Raw genomic sequence first — 19,691 nt, forward strand, 5'->3', positions numbered from 1 at the left:
GCCTAGTGCAGAACCTTGGATTACTGGAAGGTCATCACCTGGGAAGTCGTACTCAGAAAGAAGTTCACGAACTTCCATTTCTACTAGTTCTAGTAGCTCTTCATCGTCAACCATGTCACATTTGTTCATGAATACGATGATGTAAGGAATACCAACCTGACGGCCTAGTAGGATGTGCTCACGTGTTTGTGGCATTGGACCATCTGTTGCAGCAACAACTAGGATACCACCGTCCATCTGTGCAGCACCTGTGATCATGTTTTTAACATAATCCGCGTGTCCTGGACAGTCTACGTGTGCGTAGTGACGTGCTGGAGTGTCGTACTCTACGTGAGAAGTAGCGATTGTAATACCGCGCTCACGCTCTTCTGGAGCGTTATCGATTGATGCGAAGTCTTTCGCAACACCACCGTACACTTTTGCAAGTGTAGTACAGATAGCAGCAGTTAGAGTTGTTTTACCGTGGTCAACGTGGCCAATTGTACCAACGTTAACGTGCGGTTTCGTACGTTCAAATTTTTCTTTAGACACGATCGTGTTCCTTCCTAGTTATGATTCGCCGCGATCCTTATTGATCGAGACGCGCCAGAAATTGCTATTTTATGCGCCAACGTCAGTCAGCGCAATATTTGGACGCATTGATCTTTAAAAAAAGCTAGACTTTTTTTCGATCAAAGCATTTTACAAGTAGCCACGCTCCGCGATGATTTTATCTGCGAAGTTTTTCGGTACTTCAGCGTACTCATGAAACTCCATAGAGTAAGACGCACGGCCTTGAGTCGCAGAACGAAGATCGGTTGCGTAACCAAACATTTCCGACAGTGGAACTTGAGCACGGATGATCTTCAGACCAACCACACCTTCGTCCATACCTTCAATGATACCGCGACGACGGTTTAGGTCACCAACAACATCACCCATCCAATCTTCTGGAGTGGTTACTTCAACGTTCATCATTGGTTCAAGAATAACAGGTTGCGCTTCTAGTGCACCCTTCTTGAATGCCATCGAACCGGCGATTTTAAACGCCATTTCGTTAGAGTCAACATCATGGTAAGAACCATCAAACAGTGTTGCTTTAACATCAAGCGTTGGATAGCCAGCTAAAACACCACTGTTCATCTGTTCTTCGATACCCTTCGCAACTGAGCTGATGTATTCCTTAGGAACCGCACCACCTACGATTGCGTCGACGAAGACAAAGCCTTCACCGAGCTCTGCCGGCTCAAGTTTAATCCAAACATGACCGTACTGACCACGACCACCAGATTGACGGATAAATTTACCTTCCACTTCCGCGGTGCCGCGAATCGTTTCACGGTAGGCAACCTGAGGTTTACCGACGTTACAGTCAACGCTAAATTCACGTTTCATGCGATCAACGATAATGTCTAGGTGAAGCTCACCCATGCCAGAGATCAGTGTCTGACCCGTTTCATCGTCAGTTTCAACGCGGAACGATGGATCCTCTGCCGCCAGTTTACCTAGCGCGACACCCATCTTCTCTTGATCCGCTTTTGAGCGAGGCTCTACGGCGATCTGAATTACCGGTTCAGGGAACTCCATACGCTCTAGAATCACTTTATGATTCTGGTCACAAAGAGTGTCGCCAGTGGTCACGTCTTTTAAGCCGATAGCCGCTGCAATATCACCAGCACAAACCGATTTAATCTCTTCACGCTTGTTAGAGTGCATCTGTACGATGCGACCAAAACGCTCTTTCTTCTGCTTCACAGAGTTGTAAACTGCATCACCCGAGTTTACAACACCAGAGTAGACACGCATAAAGGTCAACGTACCAACGAATGGGTCAGTTGCAATTTTAAACGCCAATGCAGCGAACGGTTCTTTATCGTCAGCATGACGCTCTACTTCATTTTCGTTTTCATCCACGCCCTTAATGGCAGGAACGTCAATGGGTGAAGGTAGATACTCAACAACTGCATCTAGTACCGCTTGAACACCTTTGTTTTTGAACGCACTGCCACAAGTAGCCAATACGATTTCGTTATTTAGTGTGCGTGTACGTAGCGCTTGTTTGATCTCTTCTTCAGTCAAGTCACCTTCTTCAAGGTACTTTTCCATCAACTCTTCAGACGCTTCCGCGGCTTCTTCAACTAGGTTTAGGCGGTACTCTTGTGCCATTTCAACCATGTCAGCCGGAATATCTTCATAAGTGAATGTAGTTCCTTGGTCAGCATCGTTCCAGTTGATCGCCTTCATCTTGATCAGGTCAATCACACCTTTAAACTCTTCTTCCGCGCCAATGTTGAGTTGAATTGGTACCGGATTTGCGCCAAGACGATTTTTAATTTGATCAACAACACGCAGGAAGTCAGCTCCAGCACGGTCCATTTTGTTAACAAACACCATACGAGGAACATGGTACTTATCAGCTTGACGCCATACTGTTTCAGATTGAGGTTCAACACCAGACGAACCACAGAAAACCACTACCGCACCATCAAGTACGCGCAATGAGCGCTCTACTTCGATAGTAAAGTCTACGTGTCCTGGAGTATCAATGATGTTGATGCGGTGATCGGGAAATTGCGCTTCCATACCACGCCAGAAAGTTGTAGTCGCAGCAGACGTGATAGTAATACCACGTTCTTGCTCCTGCTCCATCCAGTCCATGGTAGCAGCGCCATCGTGAACTTCACCGATTTTATGAGAAAGACCAGTGTAGAACAAAATACGTTCGCTTGTGGTTGTCTTACCTGCGTCGACGTGAGCAACGATACCGATATTGCGGTAACGCTCAATAGGTGTTTTACGAGCCACGATTGAATCCTCTTGAATTAGGGACTATTGCTATGTCGAGCAGCATGAAAAAACTCATGTCCTAAAAATAGCAATAGTTCCTAGGCTTACGCGAAGGAACTAAAGAAGTGCCACAAGGAACCTTGTGGCACTGAAAGGTATTACCAGCGGTAATGAGCGAATGCTTTGTTAGCATCAGCCATGCGGTGAACGTCTTCACGTTTCTTAACCGCAGTACCTTTGTTCTCAGACGCGTCTAGCATTTCAGCAGCTAGGCGTTGAGCCATAGATTTTTCACCACGCTTGCGCGCAGCTTCAACCAACCAACGCATAGCAAGTGCGTTACGGCGAACCGGACGTACTTCTACAGGAACTTGGTAAGTTGAACCACCAACACGGCGAGATTTAACCTCTACCGCAGGGCGAACATTTTCAAGAGCTTCTTCAAATACAGCTAAGTGATCTTTACCAGATTTCTCAGCCATAGCATCTAGTGCAGTGTAAACAATTTTCTCTGCAGTAGATTTTTTTCCGTCAACCATAAGGATGTTAACGAACTTTGCCAGCAATTCTGATTTGAATTTAGGATCTGGAAGGATCTTACGCTGACCAATTACGCGACGACGTGGCATGGATATTCTCCGTTGTCTTATTCTTCAGGTTATCCAAAACTTTTCAGTTTCTTCAAAAATTAAAATTTAATTTTAGTGTTTGGCCTTACTTAACGCTTCTTTATCAAAAGAAGGGCATTAAGACTTAGGACGTTTCACACCGTACTTAGAACGACCTTGCTTACGGTCGTTTACGCCAGCACAGTCAAGTGCGCCGCGAACAGTGTGGTAACGTACACCCGGAAGGTCTTTAACACGACCGCCACGGATTAGAACAACAGAGTGCTCTTGAAGGTTGTGACCTTCACCGCCGATGTACGAAGTCACTTCGAAGCCGTTCGTTAGACGAACACGACATACTTTACGAAGTGCTGAGTTAGGTTTTTTAGGTGTAGTAGTGTAAACACGAGTACATACACCACGTTTTTGCGGGCACGCTTCTAGTGCAGGCACGTTGCTTTTAACAACCTGCTTTGCACGAGGCTTACGTACCAACTGGTTAATAGTTGCCATTAACTAGCTCCTGAATTACTTGAAAGTAAGCTTTGTGAAAAATCTAGCCCCAACGGCTATAGCCAGTTAGGGACGCAAAATTCTATTCAGCAGTGAGAGGTGTGTCAAGAAATATACGAATCTTTTTTGCTCAACTTGAGTAAAAAGCGAAGAAAACAGAGACTGAGAAATGCAGGTTAACAGGTTGGGCTATTCCCACGTGATAGAGCTGGCGTGTGTTGCCGTCAAATCGACCCAACCAGAATAGTCGATAATGGCGAAATTTGAACTGATTCGATTCACGATGCCTCGAGCTTCAGCATCGCTCTGTAACACAGCAACTTTGCGCCCTTGAAGCAGCGGAAAAGCATGATGTTGAGGATTCGCCGCATAAACAGCTTGCTCAATAAGCACCATTTCATCTTGCTGAGAGAAGACACGACATGCCTCTGTTAACGCTTGATCGGTTTTGACAATATGTAGCATAAACAACCTAAAAGGTAAGCACTTTACCAGCGCGATGGAGTTGCTCGCTCAGCTGCCACTCATCGAGTCGCTCAGCGGCAATAATGAGATCCGCTTGCGCTAACCCTCGCAACGCTAAGGACGCCTGACAGACGTATACCTGTTCAATATCATATAAGTCGAACAGTTTGAGCATCGGCGCGTAATCTTTGCTAAGGGTGGCTGTCGTTTGCTGCCCTTGCAGCAGTTGATAGACACCATCGCCAGTAAAAATAACACTGATGTCTTCACAATAGGCTGAAGCCGCGAGCAAGGCATCAACCCCTTCTCGACCTGAAGCCTTGCTGTGAGGTGCGGTGCGAAAAAGATAAGTTAACTGGCTCAAAATTGTACCACCCTATCTTGAACTAACATCGCCTCTGCAAGGCTGCCTAATCCCGCTTGCTGGAAACCTGAAGCAAGATTACTTTGGGCTAAACCATGCTGATTAGCCTCATCTTGGCTAACGATGCCACGGCGCAGTGCGGCGGCAACACAGGTTTCTAAACGCACATTGTGTTGTAAGGCTAGCTCTTGCCACGCCTTAACCAAATCAAATTCATCGTTGGCAGGCACCGTTAAGCCATTACCATTGGTCACGCCTTCTTGATAAAAGAACACACTGACTAAGGTGTGCCCTTTGGCTATCAAGGCACAAGCAAATTGGTGAGCATGACGCGCCGACTGACTACCATACACAGAACCGTTAACCACCAAAGTGTAGGTCAGTGGATTCAACTTTCATCTTCCTCAATTTTGCGCTGACGAATGTACAGATAAACCGTGTGCTTAGAGATATTAAGCCGATCGGCCACACGGTTGATCGCATCCTTAATATCAAAAATCCCCTTATCAAACAGCTCCATGACAATCTGGCGATTCTTGGTATTGTTTGATACTGACTTGTCAGCATTGATCTCTTCAATGGTGCGCTCAACGGTTTGGTCCACCAGCTCTTCAACATCACTCGCAAAGTTGACCGATGACGCCGCTTGCTTGGCTTCTTCCGTTGGCATGAAAGATTGCAGTACCTGAGAGAAAGGGGCATCAAGATTGACGTTAATACACAGCAAGCCAATCACGCGGTTTTCTCCGTTACGGATCGCGACAGTGATCGACTTCATCAATAAGCCACCTTTGGCGCGCGAAAAGTAGGAACGCGAGAAATTTCGCTCCGAACCTTCAATATCACGTAACATTTTGAGCGCAAGATCAGTGATCGGCGAACCAACTTGGCGACCGGTATTCTCACCATTGGCAATTTTAATCGCCGAGGTATTGAGGTCTTCGAGTGAGTGCAGCACAATTTCACAAAACGGGCCAATCAGACTCGCGATACCATCAACCACGGCTTCATACGATCTGAGAATTATTTTATCGTGCTCGCTAAATGGCATCACATTAACAGATTCCATTTCGAGCAACATATCCGTGTTTACTGTTTCTGTAGTTGTCACTTCTTTAAGCCTTCGCACGAAAAATCAACAAATTGGTGTAAGTTTATCAGAAATTTTGATAAGCACACCTAGCTAACCTGCTATCTAGTGATTTAGGACAAAAAATTATGGCTTAATGAACAGGTTTATGACAACAAAAAAGGCCTAGCCGAAGCTAGACCTTGGTTTAAATCATGTTAGCTAACTACTGCGCGGCTTCTTCACCGTTATCAATTTTTAGCAATTCAACTTCAAATACTAAGGTGGAGTTGGCAGGAATCGTTGGCGTGTCTTGTTCACCGTATGCCAGCTCTGGCGGGATAACGAACTTGAATTTAGAGCCTACTGGCATCAATTGTACGCCTTCCGTCCAACCTGAAATCACACGATTAAGTGGGAAAGTGGCCGGTTCACCGCGATCGTATGAGCTATCAAACTGAGTACCATCGATCAATGTGCCTTTGTAATGCACCTGAACGGTATCGGTATCTTTTGGCTGCTCGCCTTCAGCTGGCGTCATTACTTGGTAAAGTAGACCTGTTTCCGTTTTCTTTACGCCATCTTGCTTCTCGAATTCAACACGGAAGTCATCGCCTGCTTTTTTCGCTTCTGCTGATTTTTCAGCCGCTTGCTCTTGCATGGTCGCAGCAACGCGCTTATCTAACGCTTCTAAAGCCGCACGCGTTTCTTCTTCGTTAAGCTCTGCATTACCAGCAAACACATGTTCAATACCTTTCAGTACCAAATCTTTATTTAGCGTGATACCGATTTCACTCGGTTTATCTAGGCTGGTACTAAGATAGTTTGCAAATGAAACACCAATCGCGTACGCCGCTTTATCATCTTCTGTTGTAAAAGCAACCGTTTTGCCAGTTTCAGCTTGTACTTGCTCAACCGCAGCAGCGGTTTCTACTTTCGTTTCTTCTTCTTTCTGACAGCCAGCAGCCAGTGCAACAGTTGCAGCAAGCAGTGACACTTTAAAAATCGATTTCATTTAACTCTCCAATTGAGACTTTTTGTCTTTGTGCACAAATCTTTAAGAAAGACTGGTACACATTTGCATGTTGTACCAATATAACCAATATGCGCTGTAATTAAACTAAACCAAGCGGATATTTGGACTCAATGCGTGTAATTTTTAACTCACTTATTATTGCGATTGTCATCACCGCGTTAAATGGCTGTTTTTTCTCCACTCGAGACAGCCAACGCTGGACAATTGAGCCCAAAGGAACCACAAGCTTCGCATTGAGCCGAGATGCGCGTTTTGCGCTGCTCTACTCTAAAGAACATCAACTTGTCCTGTGGGACCTTTACGAAAGCCAACAGCTCGCTAAACTGGGCTCGCAAGACCCTCAATCTAGCACCGTGTCACGCATTCGTATTTCAGACAACGGCCGCTTTGCCGTGACCGCGACACAAGTAAATTTCGCCGTATGGGACCTCGCCTGGACTCAGGCACAAGGACTATGGTCAATATCAGATGGTCTTATTCGAGACATTGATATTGCCAGCAATGGCGAACAGGTTCTGCTTGGACTATCCAACGGTAAGGCCATCTACGTCAACTTAGTCACCGGCAGGCGCTTAGAGTTCCTTGCCCACAATGAAAAAGTCAATACTGTCGCTTTGTCGCCGAATGGTCGCTTCGCACTGTCAGGAGGCAATGATCACAAAGCCTACTTGTGGGATACCCAAACTGGCCAGGTACTGAAGACATTTGAGCATGAACAAAGAGTCAATCGAGTCGCGCTGCACCGGGATGGCAACTATGCGTTTACCTCGGATGGTGGCAATCAGTCCATTATCTGGGACTTATCAAGCGGCAAGCAACTCGCCAAATTACGCAGTTTTTCTCGTCAGTTGATCTTCTCTACCGCACGATTTTCTGACGATGGGCGTTACTTGGTTACCGGAACGCCCTCAAGTCGGATTATGGTGTGGGATAGCCACAGCGGAAAGCGAGTCGATGGATTTGAGGCCGAGCCATTAAAAGATACCCGTCCTCCCCGTGCAGTGGTGTATGATGCAGCCTTTGATACGCAAAACCGCGTAATTTCGGGCACCTCAGCGGGTATCGCCCAAGCTTGGAATGTGGATTATTAGCATGACGACAGAACAGCAAATTAAGCAGTTGGAAGGCCGAGTGAATGACTTAGAGTGTCAATTAGCTTTCCAAGAACAGACCATTGAAGAATTGAATCAAGCCTTGAGTCAGCAACAACTGCTGATTGTTAAGATGCAAGATCAGATGAAGTACATGGTTGGCAAAGTGAAAAACATCGATAGCTCTAACTTAGCCGATGCTGCGCAAGAGACGCCTCCTCCCCATTACTAATGGGCAAGCTTAGCTAAACACATACGCGATTACTGCCCCAGCGACCACTAAGCACCCTCCAATCCGTCTCAATTGAGTGTCGGGTTGTTGGCTCAGTTGTGCCACCATCGTGCGCCAACCATTCGGTGCAATCAAAGGTCCCAACCCTTCGACGATCAATACTAGCCCAAACGCTAGCCATAGTGAGTTCGACATAGTTATCCCAATAAAAATAAAGGCTCCCAGAGGAGCCTTTATGCTAGCAATAATTTGCTTATTTCGATGTGCCACCAGCAGCATTGTTCATGTACTGGAAGAAATCACTTTTCGGATCAAGGACCAAGATATCACTCTTATCTTTGAACGACGATTGGTATGCACGTAGTGAACGGACAAAGCTAAAGAATTCTGGATCTTTATTGTACGCCCCAGCATAGATACTCGCCGCTTCCGCATCCGCACCACCTCGTGTTACTCGAGCGGCTCTGTCTGCTTCAGCAAGAATGGTTGCTACTTCAAGCTCGGCTTGCGCACGGATTATCTCCGCTTGCTCACGGCCTTGAGAACGGAACTGTCTTGCGACTGATTCACGTTCAGCTCTCATGCGGTCATAGATTGACTTACTGATACTGTCTGGAAGGTTAATTTTCTTCATGCGGAAATCGAAGACATGAATACCTAAATCTCCCATTGCGTCTTGACGCGTATCATTGAGCACGTTTTTCATAATGATATCGCGCTCACCGTCGACTTCTAAGGCCTCTTTCGCGGCTACAGTGGTCACGACTTCGCTGTCAGCGCTATCCGGCAGGATGTCATCATTACGAGGGCCTGAAACGATCTGTTTAATTTCACGTGAACCGATTTCAGAACGCAACACATCGGTCACTTTACGGCTCAGTAGTGCTTGAGCAGTTGATGAGTTACCACCGCCTGTCGCCAAGTAGTACTGACCAAAGTCTTCAATGCGCCATTTCACGTAGGAATCGATAATCACGTCTTTTTTCTCAGACGTTACGAAACGGTCAGAGCGGCCATCCATGGTTTGGATACGTGCATCAAGCGTTTTGACGCGGTCAAACAGTGGCATTTTGAAGTGCAAGCCCGGCTCGTAAATTCGCGCGATCTCGTTGTTGTCTTTCAAAACACGACCAAATCGAATTACGATACCGCGTTCACCTTCTGGGATCACGAATAGCGACATTAGCATTAGTGCTAGTGCAACGACTAATACAGGGATCATTAACTTACGCATTCTTAATATCTCCCTTGACGTGAAGTAGAGCGAGATGTTGAGTCATTGCTCTGGTTGCTCGATTGTGGCTCAAGCTCGATCTGATCATAGGTTGATGTGTCTTGCATTGAACGATTTTTATCGTTCTGGCCACCCGTCAACTTATCGATCGGTAAGTACAATAGGTTACCGCTCGACTCTGAATCAATCAGCACTTTAGAGGTATTAGAGTAAACCTTTTCCATCGTATCTAAGTACAGACGGTTACGAGTTACTTCTGGCGATGCTTGATACTCTGGTAGTAGCTTTTCAAATTGTGCCACTTCACCTAACGCACCGTTAGTCACTCGCTCACTGTAACCCTGAGCTTCTTTAAGTAGTCGCTCTGCGCGACCTTTCGCTTTAGGAATAATGTCGTTTTGATAAGCTTCTGCTTCACGCTTGAATCGTTGCGCGTCCTCACGAGATGCGGTGGCATCATCAAAGGCATCTTTCACTTCTTCAGGCGGACGAGCGTCTTCAAAGTTAACTGCGACAACTTCAATACCCATGTCGTAGCTATCAACGATATCTTCAAGGGTAATCTGTGTATTTTGACGAATCGACAAACGACCACTCGTTAGAATGCTATCCATTAATGAATCACCTATAACGGCGCGCAATGCAGAGTCGGTTGCTTGGCGTAAGCTGTCGTCAGCATTGGTAACACGGAATAGGTATTTGTATGGGTCAGCAACACGGTACTGAACATCCATCGCAACGGTTACAACGTTTTCATCTTTAGTGAGCATTAGGCCTGATGAACGTAGCGAACGAATTGCCTGTACGTTAACCGCCGTCACTTCGTCGATGAAACGAGCACGCCAGTTCAAACCAGGATCGACCACACGATCGTACTTACCAAGACGTAGCACAACGCCACGCTCTGCTTCACCAATAGTGTAAAAGCCAGAAAAGGCCCAAATCGCAATTGCGATAACAGCGACAACACCAAAACCTAGTGCTCCACCGCCGCCCATAGGCATGCCTTTACCACCCTTACCACCAAACTTTCCACCTAGTTTCTGACTTAGTTTATTAAACACTTCATCTAAGTCTGGCGGTCCTTGATCACGGCCACCTTTGTTACCACGATTATTATTACCCCAAGGGTCATTATCGCGGCCGTTGTTGCCGTTGTTATTACCAGGCTCATTCCACGCCATTAGAAAGCTCCATCATTTGATATGACGTTATACTTTAGCAGTCATTTAAGTAACTATAAAGTCACGAAAAACTGCCCCTTCTCTTTTTTCAAGTCTAGACCAATCTACCTGCTGCATTCGAACTTCGATCAACAAGTTACCATCTTGGTCATATTCTTCTCGTTGAATACATTTCATCTGGAAGAATGTACTACGGATCCGCCCTTGATATTGTGGCGGGATTCGCAATTGATACTGAACCATTTGGCTGGCAAGTCGCTCGGTGAGCGCATCAAACAGCAATTCAATACCAATCCCTTCCATCGCAGAAACCCAAACCGTACGGGGAATACCGTCCTCATCACGGTCGATACGTGGTCGCTGCCCTTCAAGGTTATCAATTTTGTTCATGACGGTTAAGGAAGGCACCTCATGGGCGTCTATTTCCTCAAGCACTTCATCAACAGCTCGAATATTCTCACGAAAACGCTCGTCACTGGCATCAACAACATGTAACAAAATGTCAGCTTCTTGGGTTTCCTGTAGTGTTGCTTTAAATGCGGCCACAAGATCGTGCGGCAAATGGCGAATAAATCCTACGGTGTCCGCCAAGATTGCTGGCCCTACATCCGCTAATTCTATCTTACGTAATGTCGGGTCCAAAGTAGCAAATAGTTGGTCGGCCGCGTACACACCTGCTTCGGTGATACGGTTAAATAGGGTCGACTTTCCGGCATTGGTATAGCCAACCAGTGAGATGGTTGGTATTTCGGCGCGGTTTCTAGCTCGGCGACCTTGTTCACGTTGTTTGGCCACTTTATCTAAGCGGCGCAATATCGCTTTAATACGATCACGCAATAGACGTCGGTCAGTTTCTAGCTGAGTTTCACCTGGACCACGCAAACCAATCCCACCTTTCTGTCTTTCTAGGTGAGTCCAACCACGGATCAGTCGGGTAGATATATGTCGCAGCTGAGCGAGCTCAACTTGCAATTTACCTTCGTGAGTTCGTGCGCGCTGAGCAAAGATATCGAGGATCAAACCAGTACGGTCTAACACACGGCATTGGCACAGTGCTTCTAGGTTGCGTTCTTGGGCAGGAGAGAGGGCGTGATTAAAAATCACAATATCAGCCTCCATCAATTGCACTGAATGAGCAATTTCTTGGGCTTTACCCTCACCGACATAGTACTTAGGGTGTGGTGTCTGGCGACTTCCAGTTACGATTTGTAACGCAGAGACGCCAGCTGAAGAGACCAGCATTTCAAACTCGCTGAGATCTTCCCACTCCCCTTGTTGCGTGAAGTTGATATGAACAAGTACGGCTCGCTCACCGGCTTCATAACGGTCAAACAAGCAATCAACTCCTTAATGGACTGTTTAGGTTATTTAGAATAATTAATCTTCTGACTTCTCTGGTTGACGCTCACCTTGTGGACGCTCACCGTTGTGATGATTCACTGGACGAGCAGGCACAACTGTAGAAATAGCATGCTTGTAAACCATTTGGTTAACTGTATTCTTCAGCAAGATCACAAACTGATCAAAAGACTCGATCTGGCCTTGTAGTTTAATTCCGTTTACAAGGTAGATAGATACAGGAATACGTTCACGACGTAATGCATTTAAGAATGGGTCTTGTAAAGATTGCCCCTTAGCCATTTTATTTTCCTTATTTTGTAATTCTGTTTTAGTTATTTAGCTAGTGGTGCCCGGCACAAAAGGTGTGCCCTTTGCTCTGAGCTAAACGAATAAAATAACACCCTGTTGTTACTTGTTATGGTGGTTAAACACTCAAATTTCAAGTAACGGATCCTTCACAGGATGGATTCACGCAAAAGCGATCACATTATACACAGCTAAAACCTTCAGATGCTATGGCATTTGAGACAGTTTCGAGTGCCTGTTCAATGTTTTCACTATCTAACCAAGTTAAATTATCCCAGCTGCGCAACCAGGTAATTTGTCGCTTGGCCAATTGGCGGGTTGCACAGATGCCCTTAAATACAGCGTCATCAAGTGTGCATTTCCCTTCCAAATAGTCCCACATCTGTCGATACCCCACACAACGGATCGATGGGAGATCAGGATGAAGATCGCCGCGTGCATACAGTGTACGCATTTCATCTTCAAAGCCCGCTTCTATCATCTTCTCGTAGCGTAGTTCAATACGACGATGGAGTTCTGCCCTTTCCTTGGGAGCAATAGCAAATTGTTTGACTCTAAACGGCAGGCTTTCCCCTTTGGTTTGAGTCAACTCAGTAAGAGTTTTACCTGAAATTCGATAAACTTCCAATGCCCGCGATAACCTTTGTGGATCATTGGGGTGAATTCTCTCGGCTGAGACAGGATCAATTTGCTTCAGTTGATCGTGCAACTGATCCCACCCAATAGTCAACGCTTGTTGTTCAATTTGCTGACGAATTTCAGGGTTTGCCGCAGGAAGTGGTGATAATCCCTCTAGCAGCGCCTTGTAGTAAAGCATCGTGCCGCCGACCAAAAGGGGAATTTTACCCTCAGCAACAATCTGGTTCATTTCATGGAGAGCATCACGACGAAAATCGGCGGCCGAATAAGACTCACTCGGGTCTAAGATATCAATCAAACGATGGGGCGCTTGTGCTTGCTCATGCGCATCGGGCTTAGCGGTACCAATATCCATGTCTTTGTAGATCAACGCGGAGTCGACCGAGATGATCTCAACCGGGTATTGCTGGCGTAAACGAATCGCTAGATCAGTTTTGCCTGATGCGGTTGGCCCCATTAAAAATAGCGCCAAAGGTAATTGTTCGTTATTCATAACTCTAAAGCTGCAATCGTTGCAGAAAAATCTATCGGCCTAACAAATGTCGTATCACTCAATGGCAACCGACCCTGCCACAATTGTTCAATATCAGACACCATTTGAATCGCTTCTGACAAAGTGTAGTCGCTTTTCACTTGGGTAATATGATCGCAGAGCCAATTGGCTAACTGAGTATGACTCAATGACTGTGGCTCGCTAGTATGCGAGACGGCGTAAGATAGCAGATCTGGCACCAGTTGTTGTAAGTTTTGTTGCCTCAGCGGCTGCGGAACGCCCATTACCATCAGGGCTTTATTACTGCGCGCTTTAAGCTCAATACCGAACTGATTCAATAACGGTGCAAAACGCTCTGCCGCGCCGAGTAGTGATTCATCGAGCTTGAGTGACAAAGGAACCAAAAGAGGCTGACTGGTTAAGTTACCTTGATCAGTCGCTAACTGCCCATTGACCCTTAACCATTCTGCGCGCGCTAAATTGACCAGACGAGCACCATTTTTATCACCCATCACCAAGTATTGACCTTGGACGATGGTTATCGCCTTACCTAACGCTTCGACCACATCAAGCTCAGGTTGTTCAACCTGCGGCGCACTTTTCTTCAACGTCGCTTCAACTGACGGCTGCGATGGGGTTTTGAGTAACTCTTGATAAGCACGAACTTCCTGTTTGCGCGGCGCAGGCTCACCATAACGTTCGGTGACTCTAGGCTTACTTGCTGGACGAGGTTCGCTCCATTCACTGCGCGGCTTGGCCTCTCGTACATGCTCACGGTCACGCTGGTAGTCATTACGTCCCGGATAGGCAGGTACCGACTCGATCGCTTGCTGCTCTTGAGCAAAATGAGACGACGACGAAGTCCTTGGCTCAAGCTGTTGCTCGGGCTGTTGCTGCGACTCAACATGAAAAGCCGAAGCGGTTTGCTCAGTTTTGGTGATGTGCGCACTTTGTGCTAACGCATCACTTAACGCTTGGTAGATAAAGTCGTGAACTAAGCGTCCTTGATGAAAACGGACTTCATGCTTAGCCGGATGCACATTCACGTCCACTTGATGTGGATCGAGCTCGATAAACAACACATAGGTAGCAAATTGATCAGGACGAAGGCTGGTTTCATAACTTTGACGAATCGCGTGGTTAATCAGCTTGTCGCGCATCATCCGCCCGTTGACATAGCAATATTGCAAATCGCTTTGCTGGCGAGCGCCCTCAGGTGTAGTGATCCAGCCATGCAGCTTAAGACCTTGATGCTCAAGCTCTATCTTAAGCATGTGGCGTACGAATGCACTGCCGCACACTGCCGCAATACGCTTTTCGGCTTGCGCCTCATTTTTTGCCGCTCGGTATTGTTTGACCAACTTACCATTGTGTTTAAGGTTGATCGTGACATCGAATCGACTCAATGCAATACGTTTAACAAGCTCGTCAATATGAGCAAATTCGGTTTTCTCGGTGCGAAGAAACTTACGTCGTGCCGGGGTATTAAAAAACAGATCTAACACCTCAACGGTCGTACCGATAGGGTGCGCCGTAGGCTGCAGTTTTACCTGCATGTCACGCCCTTCACTGTAGGCTGACCAGGCTTGATCTTGCGTCGCTGGACGTGAGGTCATGGTTAAACGTGCGACCGAGCTAATACTGGCAAGCGCTTCACCACGAAAACCAAGGCTAATAATCGCTTCAAGATCATCTAAGGTATGAATCTTCGATGTCGCGTGACGGCTGAGCGCCAACCCTAACTCATCTTTGATGATCCCTTTGCCGTTATCGCGCACACGGATCAATTTTGCGCCACCTTTGTCGATATCTACATCGATACGAGTAGCGCCAGAGTCGAGACTGTTCTCAATTAACTCCTTCACCACAGAAGCCGGTCTTTCAACGACTTCTCCTGCGGCGATTTGGTTGGCAAGACGGGCTGGGAGGATCTTAATTGTCATCGCGACCACTCATGTTAGTTATGCGGAATGATCAACACTTGGCCAACCGCCAGTTGATCGGAACGTAACTTGTTTGCTTGACGAATACTGTCGACACTCACGTCATATTTAGAGGCTATTTTACCCAGGAATTCACCGCGTTGAACTTTATGCTTACGCAGTGGCTGATCCTTTAAGCTAACCGTGACCTTGAGTTTCTGCCCAAGCTTCAAGGTATCAGATTTCAAGCTATTTTCGCGCTTGATCTCGGCAACTGAGACCTTATATTTACTGGCAATCTTACCTAAGTATTCACCGCGTTGAACCACGTGCGTCAGTGTTTTAGTTTCGACTGGATTTTTGATCTCTGGCACTTTGATCGCGCTTTTCGCACCTGGTATCACCAAGATTTGTCCAATCGCTAGACTGCTGCTCTTGAGCTTATTCGTCTGCATGATGGCTTTAGTCGACGTACCATATTTACTGGCAATCACTGATAATGACTCACCACGCGACACCTTATGCTTAATACTTTTACCACGATTAGCAAATAAAGTTCCCTCTGGAGGGTTATCTTCAAAATACTGAACGATAGCTTTGGCCAAAGAGCGGGCTAGCTTGTCTTGATGGCTACGCTGAAACAGTAGTTTTTCTTCGCTCGGGTTTGAGATAAAGCCAGTTTCAACCAAAACCGACGGAATATCTGGTGATTTTAGCACCGCAAGACTAGCGTTAACGGGTTCTTTCTTATGTAAGTAGATTCCCGCACGGCCCATCTCACGTAAAATATTGGTCGCGACTTTATAGCCCTCTTTTTGGGAATGACTAAATTGCAGATCGAGTAGCGTTTGACTGATATTGCGATCGCTGTTGTTTTTGGCAAGCACTTCCCCAGCCCCACCAAGCAGTTGGGATTGCTCTTCATGATTCTCAACCCAGCGGGCAATTTCTGAGTTAGCACGGCGCGTATTGAGGACAAACACCGAACCACCGCGCGGCTTGGGTGAATGAAATGCATCGGCATGCACCGAGACTAATAAGTGTGCTTTATTTGTGCGGGCAATGGCTGAGCGCTTATTTAGATTGAGATAATAATCGCCACCGCGCGTCAGTACAGCTTTCATGCCCGGAACCATGTTAATCTGGGCGGCGATCTTTTTTGAGACGGCGAGCGTGGCATGTTTCTCATATTTACGTGTTGGCCCGATTGAACCAGGGTCTTCGCCCCCATGTCCAGCATCGATCGCTACCACAATATCAGCCGTTCCTAGCAGTTGAGATGCATCACGACTGACAGTAGCCTGACTGGTCGAGCTCTTGGTTTCAGGCGCAGCTGACGACGTTTGATGAGGTAAATCAAGCACCAAACGATGACCATATTGACCACCAGGCGTGGGAGCGAGTTTGAAAATTTGCGCTGTCGATTTTTTTTCCAGTTCAAACACCAAACGATAAGTGCTCTTTTCTGGTGGCGAGCTGTTACGAATTTTTTTTAATACTGGGCTATCTGAAACCGTCAGCGGTAATTGGGTACTAAGTGACGTTTTTTTCAGATCAACAACCAAGCGTTCAGGACTTGAAAGGGTAAAAAAGCTGTAATCCGCTTCTGATTGAAGATCGATGACCACGCGAGTTTCATCAGGAGATGGCCATACTCGGATCCCTTCCAAAGTATTGGCAAATGCCAAGTTTGACAACAAACTTAGCCCGAGTAAAACGGGCAATAACGCCAACCTCAATACAATGCGCTTCAACATAGCTCCAACTGTTCTAATAACTGACATCCATAAGGATTGTTGGCCGTAAGCTCAACAATACGCTGCTCACCGTGATAACGCAGAACAATATCCAAATCCGCCTCAGGCAATAAACCAACGCCCTTCTCTGGCCACTCAACCAAACAGATTGCATCTGGAGTGAAATAGTCGCGGATCCCCATAAACTCTAATTCTTCCGGATCAGCTAAACGGTAGAGGTCAAAGTGATAAACCTGCCAATCTGCTAGTTGATAAGGTTCTACTAAGGCATAAGTCGGGCTCTTTACGTTACCTTCATGGCCTAACGCACGCACAAATCCGCGACTGAACGTGGTTTTCCCTGCACCAAGATCACCATGAAGATAAATGGTTGTCTGCTGCGAACACAGTTGCGCTAAAGCAGTCCCCAGTTGAATCGTGGCTTGTTCATCTTGAAGGGCAAATTGTTTTGTGGTCATGAAGATCAATCTCTACGCTGTGACTATATAAAAATCAAAAGAACAGGAATAGTAAACTGGGTTTGAATTGAGAGACAAGCGATCTTGTGTTAGTAAAACGAAAAATCGTCAATTTATCTCGCTTTTCCGATTTTTCCTCGCTAGATCCCTGATATAAGATCCGTTAAGATCCCGCCCCCTTAGTGAGGAGCACATCAGCATGAACGAACAACAGCTCGCAGACAAGATCAAAATCTGGGGCCAAGAACTTGGCTTCCAGAAAGTGGGCATATGCGATGTCGATCTATCCGAACATGAACAAGCACTACAAGCATGGCTTGATGCAGGCTTTCATGGTGAGATGGATTGGATGGCTCGTCACGGGATGATGAGAGCGCGCCCGGCGGAGCTACTCCCCGGAACACTGCGAGTCATCAGCGTACGAATGAACTATCTGCCTCCGCAAGCTGAGTTTGCCGCCAACCTCGCCAATCCAAGCCAAGCCTATATTAGCCGCTACGCGCTCGGACGTGATTATCACAAACTGGTGCGTAATCAGCTTAAAAAACTCGGTCAAAAAATCGAACAGGAAATGGGAAAACTCGGCTATCGACCTTTTGTTGACTCTGCGCCGATCTTAGAGCGTCCACTAGCCCAGAAAGCGGGATTAGGTTGGACAGGAAAACATTCACTGATTCTTGACCAAGACGCGGGGTCATGGTTTTTCCTTGGTGAGCTACTGGTTGACATACCACTACCAGTCGATGAGCCGAGCAGCAATCAATGCGGCAAGTGCAAAGCATGCATTACCTCTTGCCCGACCCAAGCCATTATTGATGATGGTATCGTTGATGCGCGCCGGTGCATCTCTTATCTCACAATTGAATTTGATGGCGTCATTCCTGAACAATTCCGCCGCGCGATGGGGAACCGTATTTATGGCTGCGATGATTGCCAGTTGGTCTGTCCGTGGAATCGATTTGCTGAGCTGACTGAACAGAGTGATTTTCATCGTCGTGAGACTTTAACCAAAAATGATCTTGTCGAGCTGTTTCTTTGGGATGAAGAGACCTTTCTTAACAAGATGCAAGGTTCGCCCATTCGTCGTATCGGCCATATTCAATGGCTAAGAAACCTCGCGATCGCGATGGGTAACGCCCCCTACTCTCAGGCTATCGTTGATGCACTTATAAAGCGTTTGGGCATTAGTGGCTTAGTTGATGTGCATATTCATTGGGCTTTGCAACAGCAACAAAGTCAACTGCCTTACTCTTCGACACAAACCCAACGTTTAATCAGAATCGTCGAGAAAGGGTTACCTAGGGATGCATAATGCTTGCCGGATCGTAGTGTTCAGAACTTGATTTAGTTCCAAAAATCATAATGTGGAAAAAAAAGAGCAGCATTGGTTATTTGCTTGCGGTTAAAGAAGTTAACCACATATCAAATAAATGACTAGGATCAATAAACAATGACTTAATGATCGAGTGCTATTTGGTTAAAAACACAAACAAAAACAAATTAACCCTTTAAAATCATCAACTTAATAAAATAATCGTCATCATCATCTGTTTAATAAAAACAAAAAGATCGTTTTAGTCAAGTGTTATGCATAAATAAATTTCAGCTTACCCACCAAGTTATCCACAATTCGTATTCTGTGGATAAGTCTGTTGACGAATGTGTAAGGGCCTAGCTAGGATGGTGCTTACCATCAATCTACAATAAACACTTTACGTGCTGAGAGATTAAATTCAGACATAAAAATGTCCACCTAATTAATAGGAGGACTATTGGCTTTTTGGGGTTCATGCTTCTCAGCATTAGATAAAGAGCGGTGGCCCTGAGGCCGCTTCAAGTGATTCACTTGAGGAAGATTTGGAGCGACACACGAGGTTTCCTATTCATAAGCAGAAAGGCGTGACCTCAACCTTGGTAAGGTTGCGCTCGTTAAACTGAGCGAGTGTCGCATGTCATTGTTAAGCACAATGAAAGCTATCAACTGGAGCGACACACGAGGTTCGAACTCGTGACCTCAACCTTGGCAAGGTTGCGCTCTACCAACTGAGCTAGTGTCGCATATCAACAGCCAACGCTATTGATTAAAACGTACTTGCGAGGCCGAATGTGAATCCGTGACCTTCGCGAGGTTTTATGAATAGCTGAGCCCGACGAGCTAGCGAATCACAACACCTTTGAATGTGGTTGCGGGGGCTGGATTTGAACCAACGACC

General features: G+C 46.3%; 21 protein-coding genes and 1 tRNA gene. 3 read left to right on the forward strand and 19 right to left on the reverse strand.

From position 1 onward, the window contains the following. From BS19_RS14115 to fkpA, 9 genes are all read right to left on the reverse strand, one after another. The coding region (locus tag BS19_RS14115) for a GTP-binding protein (protein ID WP_038176094.1) at positions 1 to 531 on the reverse strand (531 nt) is incomplete at its 3' end. 150 nt (positions 532 to 681) lie between these two features. After that, complete coding sequence (gene fusA / locus BS19_RS14120) at positions 682 to 2,784, reverse strand: elongation factor G (RefSeq protein ID WP_038176096.1); 2,103 nt, start codon at positions 2,782 to 2,784, stop codon at positions 682 to 684. Between the two features lie 140 nt (positions 2,785 to 2,924). Continuing rightward, positions 2,925 to 3,395: a 30S ribosomal protein S7 gene (gene rpsG, locus BS19_RS14125; RefSeq protein WP_004415829.1), complete on the reverse strand. Its 471-nt coding sequence runs from the start codon at positions 3,393 to 3,395 to the stop codon at positions 2,925 to 2,927. 117 nt (positions 3,396 to 3,512) lie between these two features. Next, positions 3,513 to 3,887 (reverse strand): 30S ribosomal protein S12, encoded by a 375-nt coding sequence (rpsL, locus tag BS19_RS14130; RefSeq protein ID WP_004399892.1) that lies wholly within the window; start codon positions 3,885 to 3,887, stop codon positions 3,513 to 3,515. 189 nt (positions 3,888 to 4,076) lie between these two features. Next, positions 4,077 to 4,352: a sulfurtransferase complex subunit TusB gene (gene tusB, locus BS19_RS14135; RefSeq protein ID WP_038176098.1), complete on the reverse strand. Its 276-nt coding sequence runs from the start codon at positions 4,350 to 4,352 to the stop codon at positions 4,077 to 4,079. Between the two features lie 7 nt (positions 4,353 to 4,359). After that, entirely contained in the window at positions 4,360 to 4,716 is a 357-nt protein-coding gene (gene tusC / locus BS19_RS14140; RefSeq protein ID WP_038176099.1) for a sulfurtransferase complex subunit TusC, read from the reverse strand. After that, entirely contained in the window at positions 4,713 to 5,108 is a 396-nt protein-coding gene (gene tusD, locus BS19_RS14145) for a sulfurtransferase complex subunit TusD (RefSeq protein ID WP_038176101.1), read from the reverse strand. The genes tusC and tusD overlap by 4 nt, the downstream gene beginning before the upstream one ends. Next, the gene (locus BS19_RS14150; protein WP_038176102.1) at positions 5,105 to 5,827 is read right to left on the reverse strand and encodes a helix-turn-helix transcriptional regulator; all 723 of its coding nucleotides are present in this window, start codon (positions 5,825 to 5,827) and stop codon (positions 5,105 to 5,107) included. The genes tusD and BS19_RS14150 overlap by 4 nt, the downstream gene beginning before the upstream one ends. Positions 5,828 to 6,011: 184 nt before the next feature. Further along, positions 6,012 to 6,800 (reverse strand): FKBP-type peptidyl-prolyl cis-trans isomerase, encoded by a 789-nt coding sequence (gene fkpA / locus BS19_RS14155; RefSeq protein ID WP_038176104.1) that lies wholly within the window; start codon positions 6,798 to 6,800, stop codon positions 6,012 to 6,014. A gap of 131 nt (positions 6,801 to 6,931) precedes the next feature. On the opposite strand from fkpA, the gene BS19_RS14160 reads away from it, so the two are divergent. Further along, the gene (locus BS19_RS14160) at positions 6,932 to 7,912 is read left to right on the forward strand and encodes a WD40 repeat domain-containing protein (protein ID WP_038176106.1); all 981 of its coding nucleotides are present in this window, start codon (positions 6,932 to 6,934) and stop codon (positions 7,910 to 7,912) included. A gap of 1 nt (position 7,913) precedes the next feature. After that, positions 7,914 to 8,144 carry a SlyX family protein gene (locus BS19_RS14165; protein WP_038176108.1) on the forward strand — a complete coding sequence of 77 codons (231 nt, stop codon included), beginning with the start codon at positions 7,914 to 7,916 and terminating at the stop codon, positions 8,142 to 8,144. A 9-nt stretch (positions 8,145 to 8,153) separates the two neighbouring features. Here BS19_RS14165 and BS19_RS14170 read toward each other — a convergent pair whose 3' ends face one another. From BS19_RS14170 to tsaE, 9 genes are all read right to left on the reverse strand, one after another. Continuing rightward, complete coding sequence (locus BS19_RS14170; protein ID WP_038176122.1) at positions 8,154 to 8,339, reverse strand: DUF2065 domain-containing protein; 186 nt, start codon at positions 8,337 to 8,339, stop codon at positions 8,154 to 8,156. A gap of 58 nt (positions 8,340 to 8,397) precedes the next feature. Beyond that, positions 8,398 to 9,378, reverse strand: coding sequence for a protease modulator HflC (gene hflC / locus BS19_RS14175; RefSeq protein WP_038176111.1), 981 nt, complete (start codon positions 9,376 to 9,378; stop codon positions 8,398 to 8,400). A 2-nt stretch (positions 9,379 to 9,380) separates the two neighbouring features. Then, entirely contained in the window at positions 9,381 to 10,562 is a 1,182-nt protein-coding gene (gene hflK, locus BS19_RS14180) for an FtsH protease activity modulator HflK (RefSeq protein ID WP_038176112.1), read from the reverse strand. A 45-nt stretch (positions 10,563 to 10,607) separates the two neighbouring features. Then, positions 10,608 to 11,897, reverse strand: a complete 1,290-nt coding sequence (hflX, locus tag BS19_RS14185; protein ID WP_038176113.1) for a ribosome rescue GTPase HflX — start codon at positions 11,895 to 11,897, stop codon at positions 10,608 to 10,610. A 42-nt stretch (positions 11,898 to 11,939) separates the two neighbouring features. Continuing rightward, positions 11,940 to 12,203: an RNA chaperone Hfq gene (gene hfq, locus BS19_RS14190; RefSeq protein ID WP_038176114.1), complete on the reverse strand. Its 264-nt coding sequence runs from the start codon at positions 12,201 to 12,203 to the stop codon at positions 11,940 to 11,942. A gap of 187 nt (positions 12,204 to 12,390) precedes the next feature. Beyond that, positions 12,391 to 13,341, reverse strand: a complete 951-nt coding sequence (gene miaA, locus BS19_RS14195) for a tRNA (adenosine(37)-N6)-dimethylallyltransferase MiaA (RefSeq protein ID WP_038176115.1) — start codon at positions 13,339 to 13,341, stop codon at positions 12,391 to 12,393. After that, positions 13,338 to 15,284, reverse strand: coding sequence for a DNA mismatch repair endonuclease MutL (mutL, locus tag BS19_RS14200; protein WP_038176116.1), 1,947 nt, complete (start codon positions 15,282 to 15,284; stop codon positions 13,338 to 13,340). Before mutL ends, miaA begins: the two co-directional genes overlap by 4 nt. A gap of 14 nt (positions 15,285 to 15,298) precedes the next feature. Further along, complete coding sequence (locus tag BS19_RS14205; protein WP_038176118.1) at positions 15,299 to 17,020, reverse strand: LysM peptidoglycan-binding domain-containing protein; 1,722 nt, start codon at positions 17,018 to 17,020, stop codon at positions 15,299 to 15,301. Continuing rightward, on the reverse strand, positions 17,014 to 17,478 hold the full coding sequence (gene tsaE, locus BS19_RS14210) for a tRNA (adenosine(37)-N6)-threonylcarbamoyltransferase complex ATPase subunit type 1 TsaE (protein WP_038176120.1): 465 nt from the start codon (positions 17,476 to 17,478) through the stop codon (positions 17,014 to 17,016). Before tsaE ends, BS19_RS14205 begins: the two co-directional genes overlap by 7 nt. Before the next feature lie 199 nt (positions 17,479 to 17,677). On the opposite strand from tsaE, the gene queG reads away from it, so the two are divergent. Next, on the forward strand, positions 17,678 to 18,790 hold the full coding sequence (queG, locus tag BS19_RS14215; protein WP_038176121.1) for a tRNA epoxyqueuosine(34) reductase QueG: 1,113 nt from the start codon (positions 17,678 to 17,680) through the stop codon (positions 18,788 to 18,790). Positions 18,791 to 19,460: 670 nt separating this feature from the next. Here queG and BS19_RS14220 read toward each other — a convergent pair. Then, positions 19,461 to 19,536: transfer RNA gene (locus tag BS19_RS14220), tRNA-Gly, on the reverse strand. Positions 19,537 to 19,691 lie beyond the last annotated feature (155 nt).

This window comes from Vibrio pacinii DSM 19139, assembly GCF_000711795.1.
Lineage (GTDB): Bacteria > Pseudomonadota > Gammaproteobacteria > Enterobacterales > Vibrionaceae > Vibrio > Vibrio pacinii.

Coding starts and splice junctions, on each gene's coding strand:
- rpsG (WP_004415829.1), bottom strand. CDS start 3,395: ATGCCACGTCGTCGCGTAATTGGTCAGCGTAAGATCCTTCCAGATCCT.
- rpsL (WP_004399892.1), bottom strand. CDS start 3,887: ATGGCAACTATTAACCAGTTGGTACGTAAGCCTCGTGCAAAGCAGGTT.
- tusB (WP_038176098.1), bottom strand. CDS start 4,352: ATGCTACATATTGTCAAAACCGATCAAGCGTTAACAGAGGCATGTCGT.
- fkpA (WP_038176104.1), bottom strand. CDS start 6,800: ATGAAATCGATTTTTAAAGTGTCACTGCTTGCTGCAACTGTTGCACTG.
- BS19_RS14160 (WP_038176106.1), top strand. CDS start 6,932: ATGCGTGTAATTTTTAACTCACTTATTATTGCGATTGTCATCACCGCG.
- BS19_RS14165 (WP_038176108.1), top strand. CDS start 7,914: ATGACGACAGAACAGCAAATTAAGCAGTTGGAAGGCCGAGTGAATGAC.
- BS19_RS14170 (WP_038176122.1), bottom strand. CDS start 8,339: ATGTCGAACTCACTATGGCTAGCGTTTGGGCTAGTATTGATCGTCGAA.
- hflC (WP_038176111.1), bottom strand. CDS start 9,378: ATGCGTAAGTTAATGATCCCTGTATTAGTCGTTGCACTAGCACTAATG.
- hflK (WP_038176112.1), bottom strand. CDS start 10,562: ATGGCGTGGAATGAGCCTGGTAATAACAACGGCAACAACGGCCGCGAT.
- hfq (WP_038176114.1), bottom strand. CDS start 12,203: ATGGCTAAGGGGCAATCTTTACAAGACCCATTCTTAAATGCATTACGT.
- miaA (WP_038176115.1), bottom strand. CDS start 13,341: ATGAATAACGAACAATTACCTTTGGCGCTATTTTTAATGGGGCCAACC.
- mutL (WP_038176116.1), bottom strand. CDS start 15,284: ATGACAATTAAGATCCTCCCAGCCCGTCTTGCCAACCAAATCGCCGCA.
- BS19_RS14205 (WP_038176118.1), bottom strand. CDS start 17,020: ATGTTGAAGCGCATTGTATTGAGGTTGGCGTTATTGCCCGTTTTACTC.
- tsaE (WP_038176120.1), bottom strand. CDS start 17,478: ATGACCACAAAACAATTTGCCCTTCAAGATGAACAAGCCACGATTCAA.
- queG (WP_038176121.1), top strand. CDS start 17,678: ATGAACGAACAACAGCTCGCAGACAAGATCAAAATCTGGGGCCAAGAA.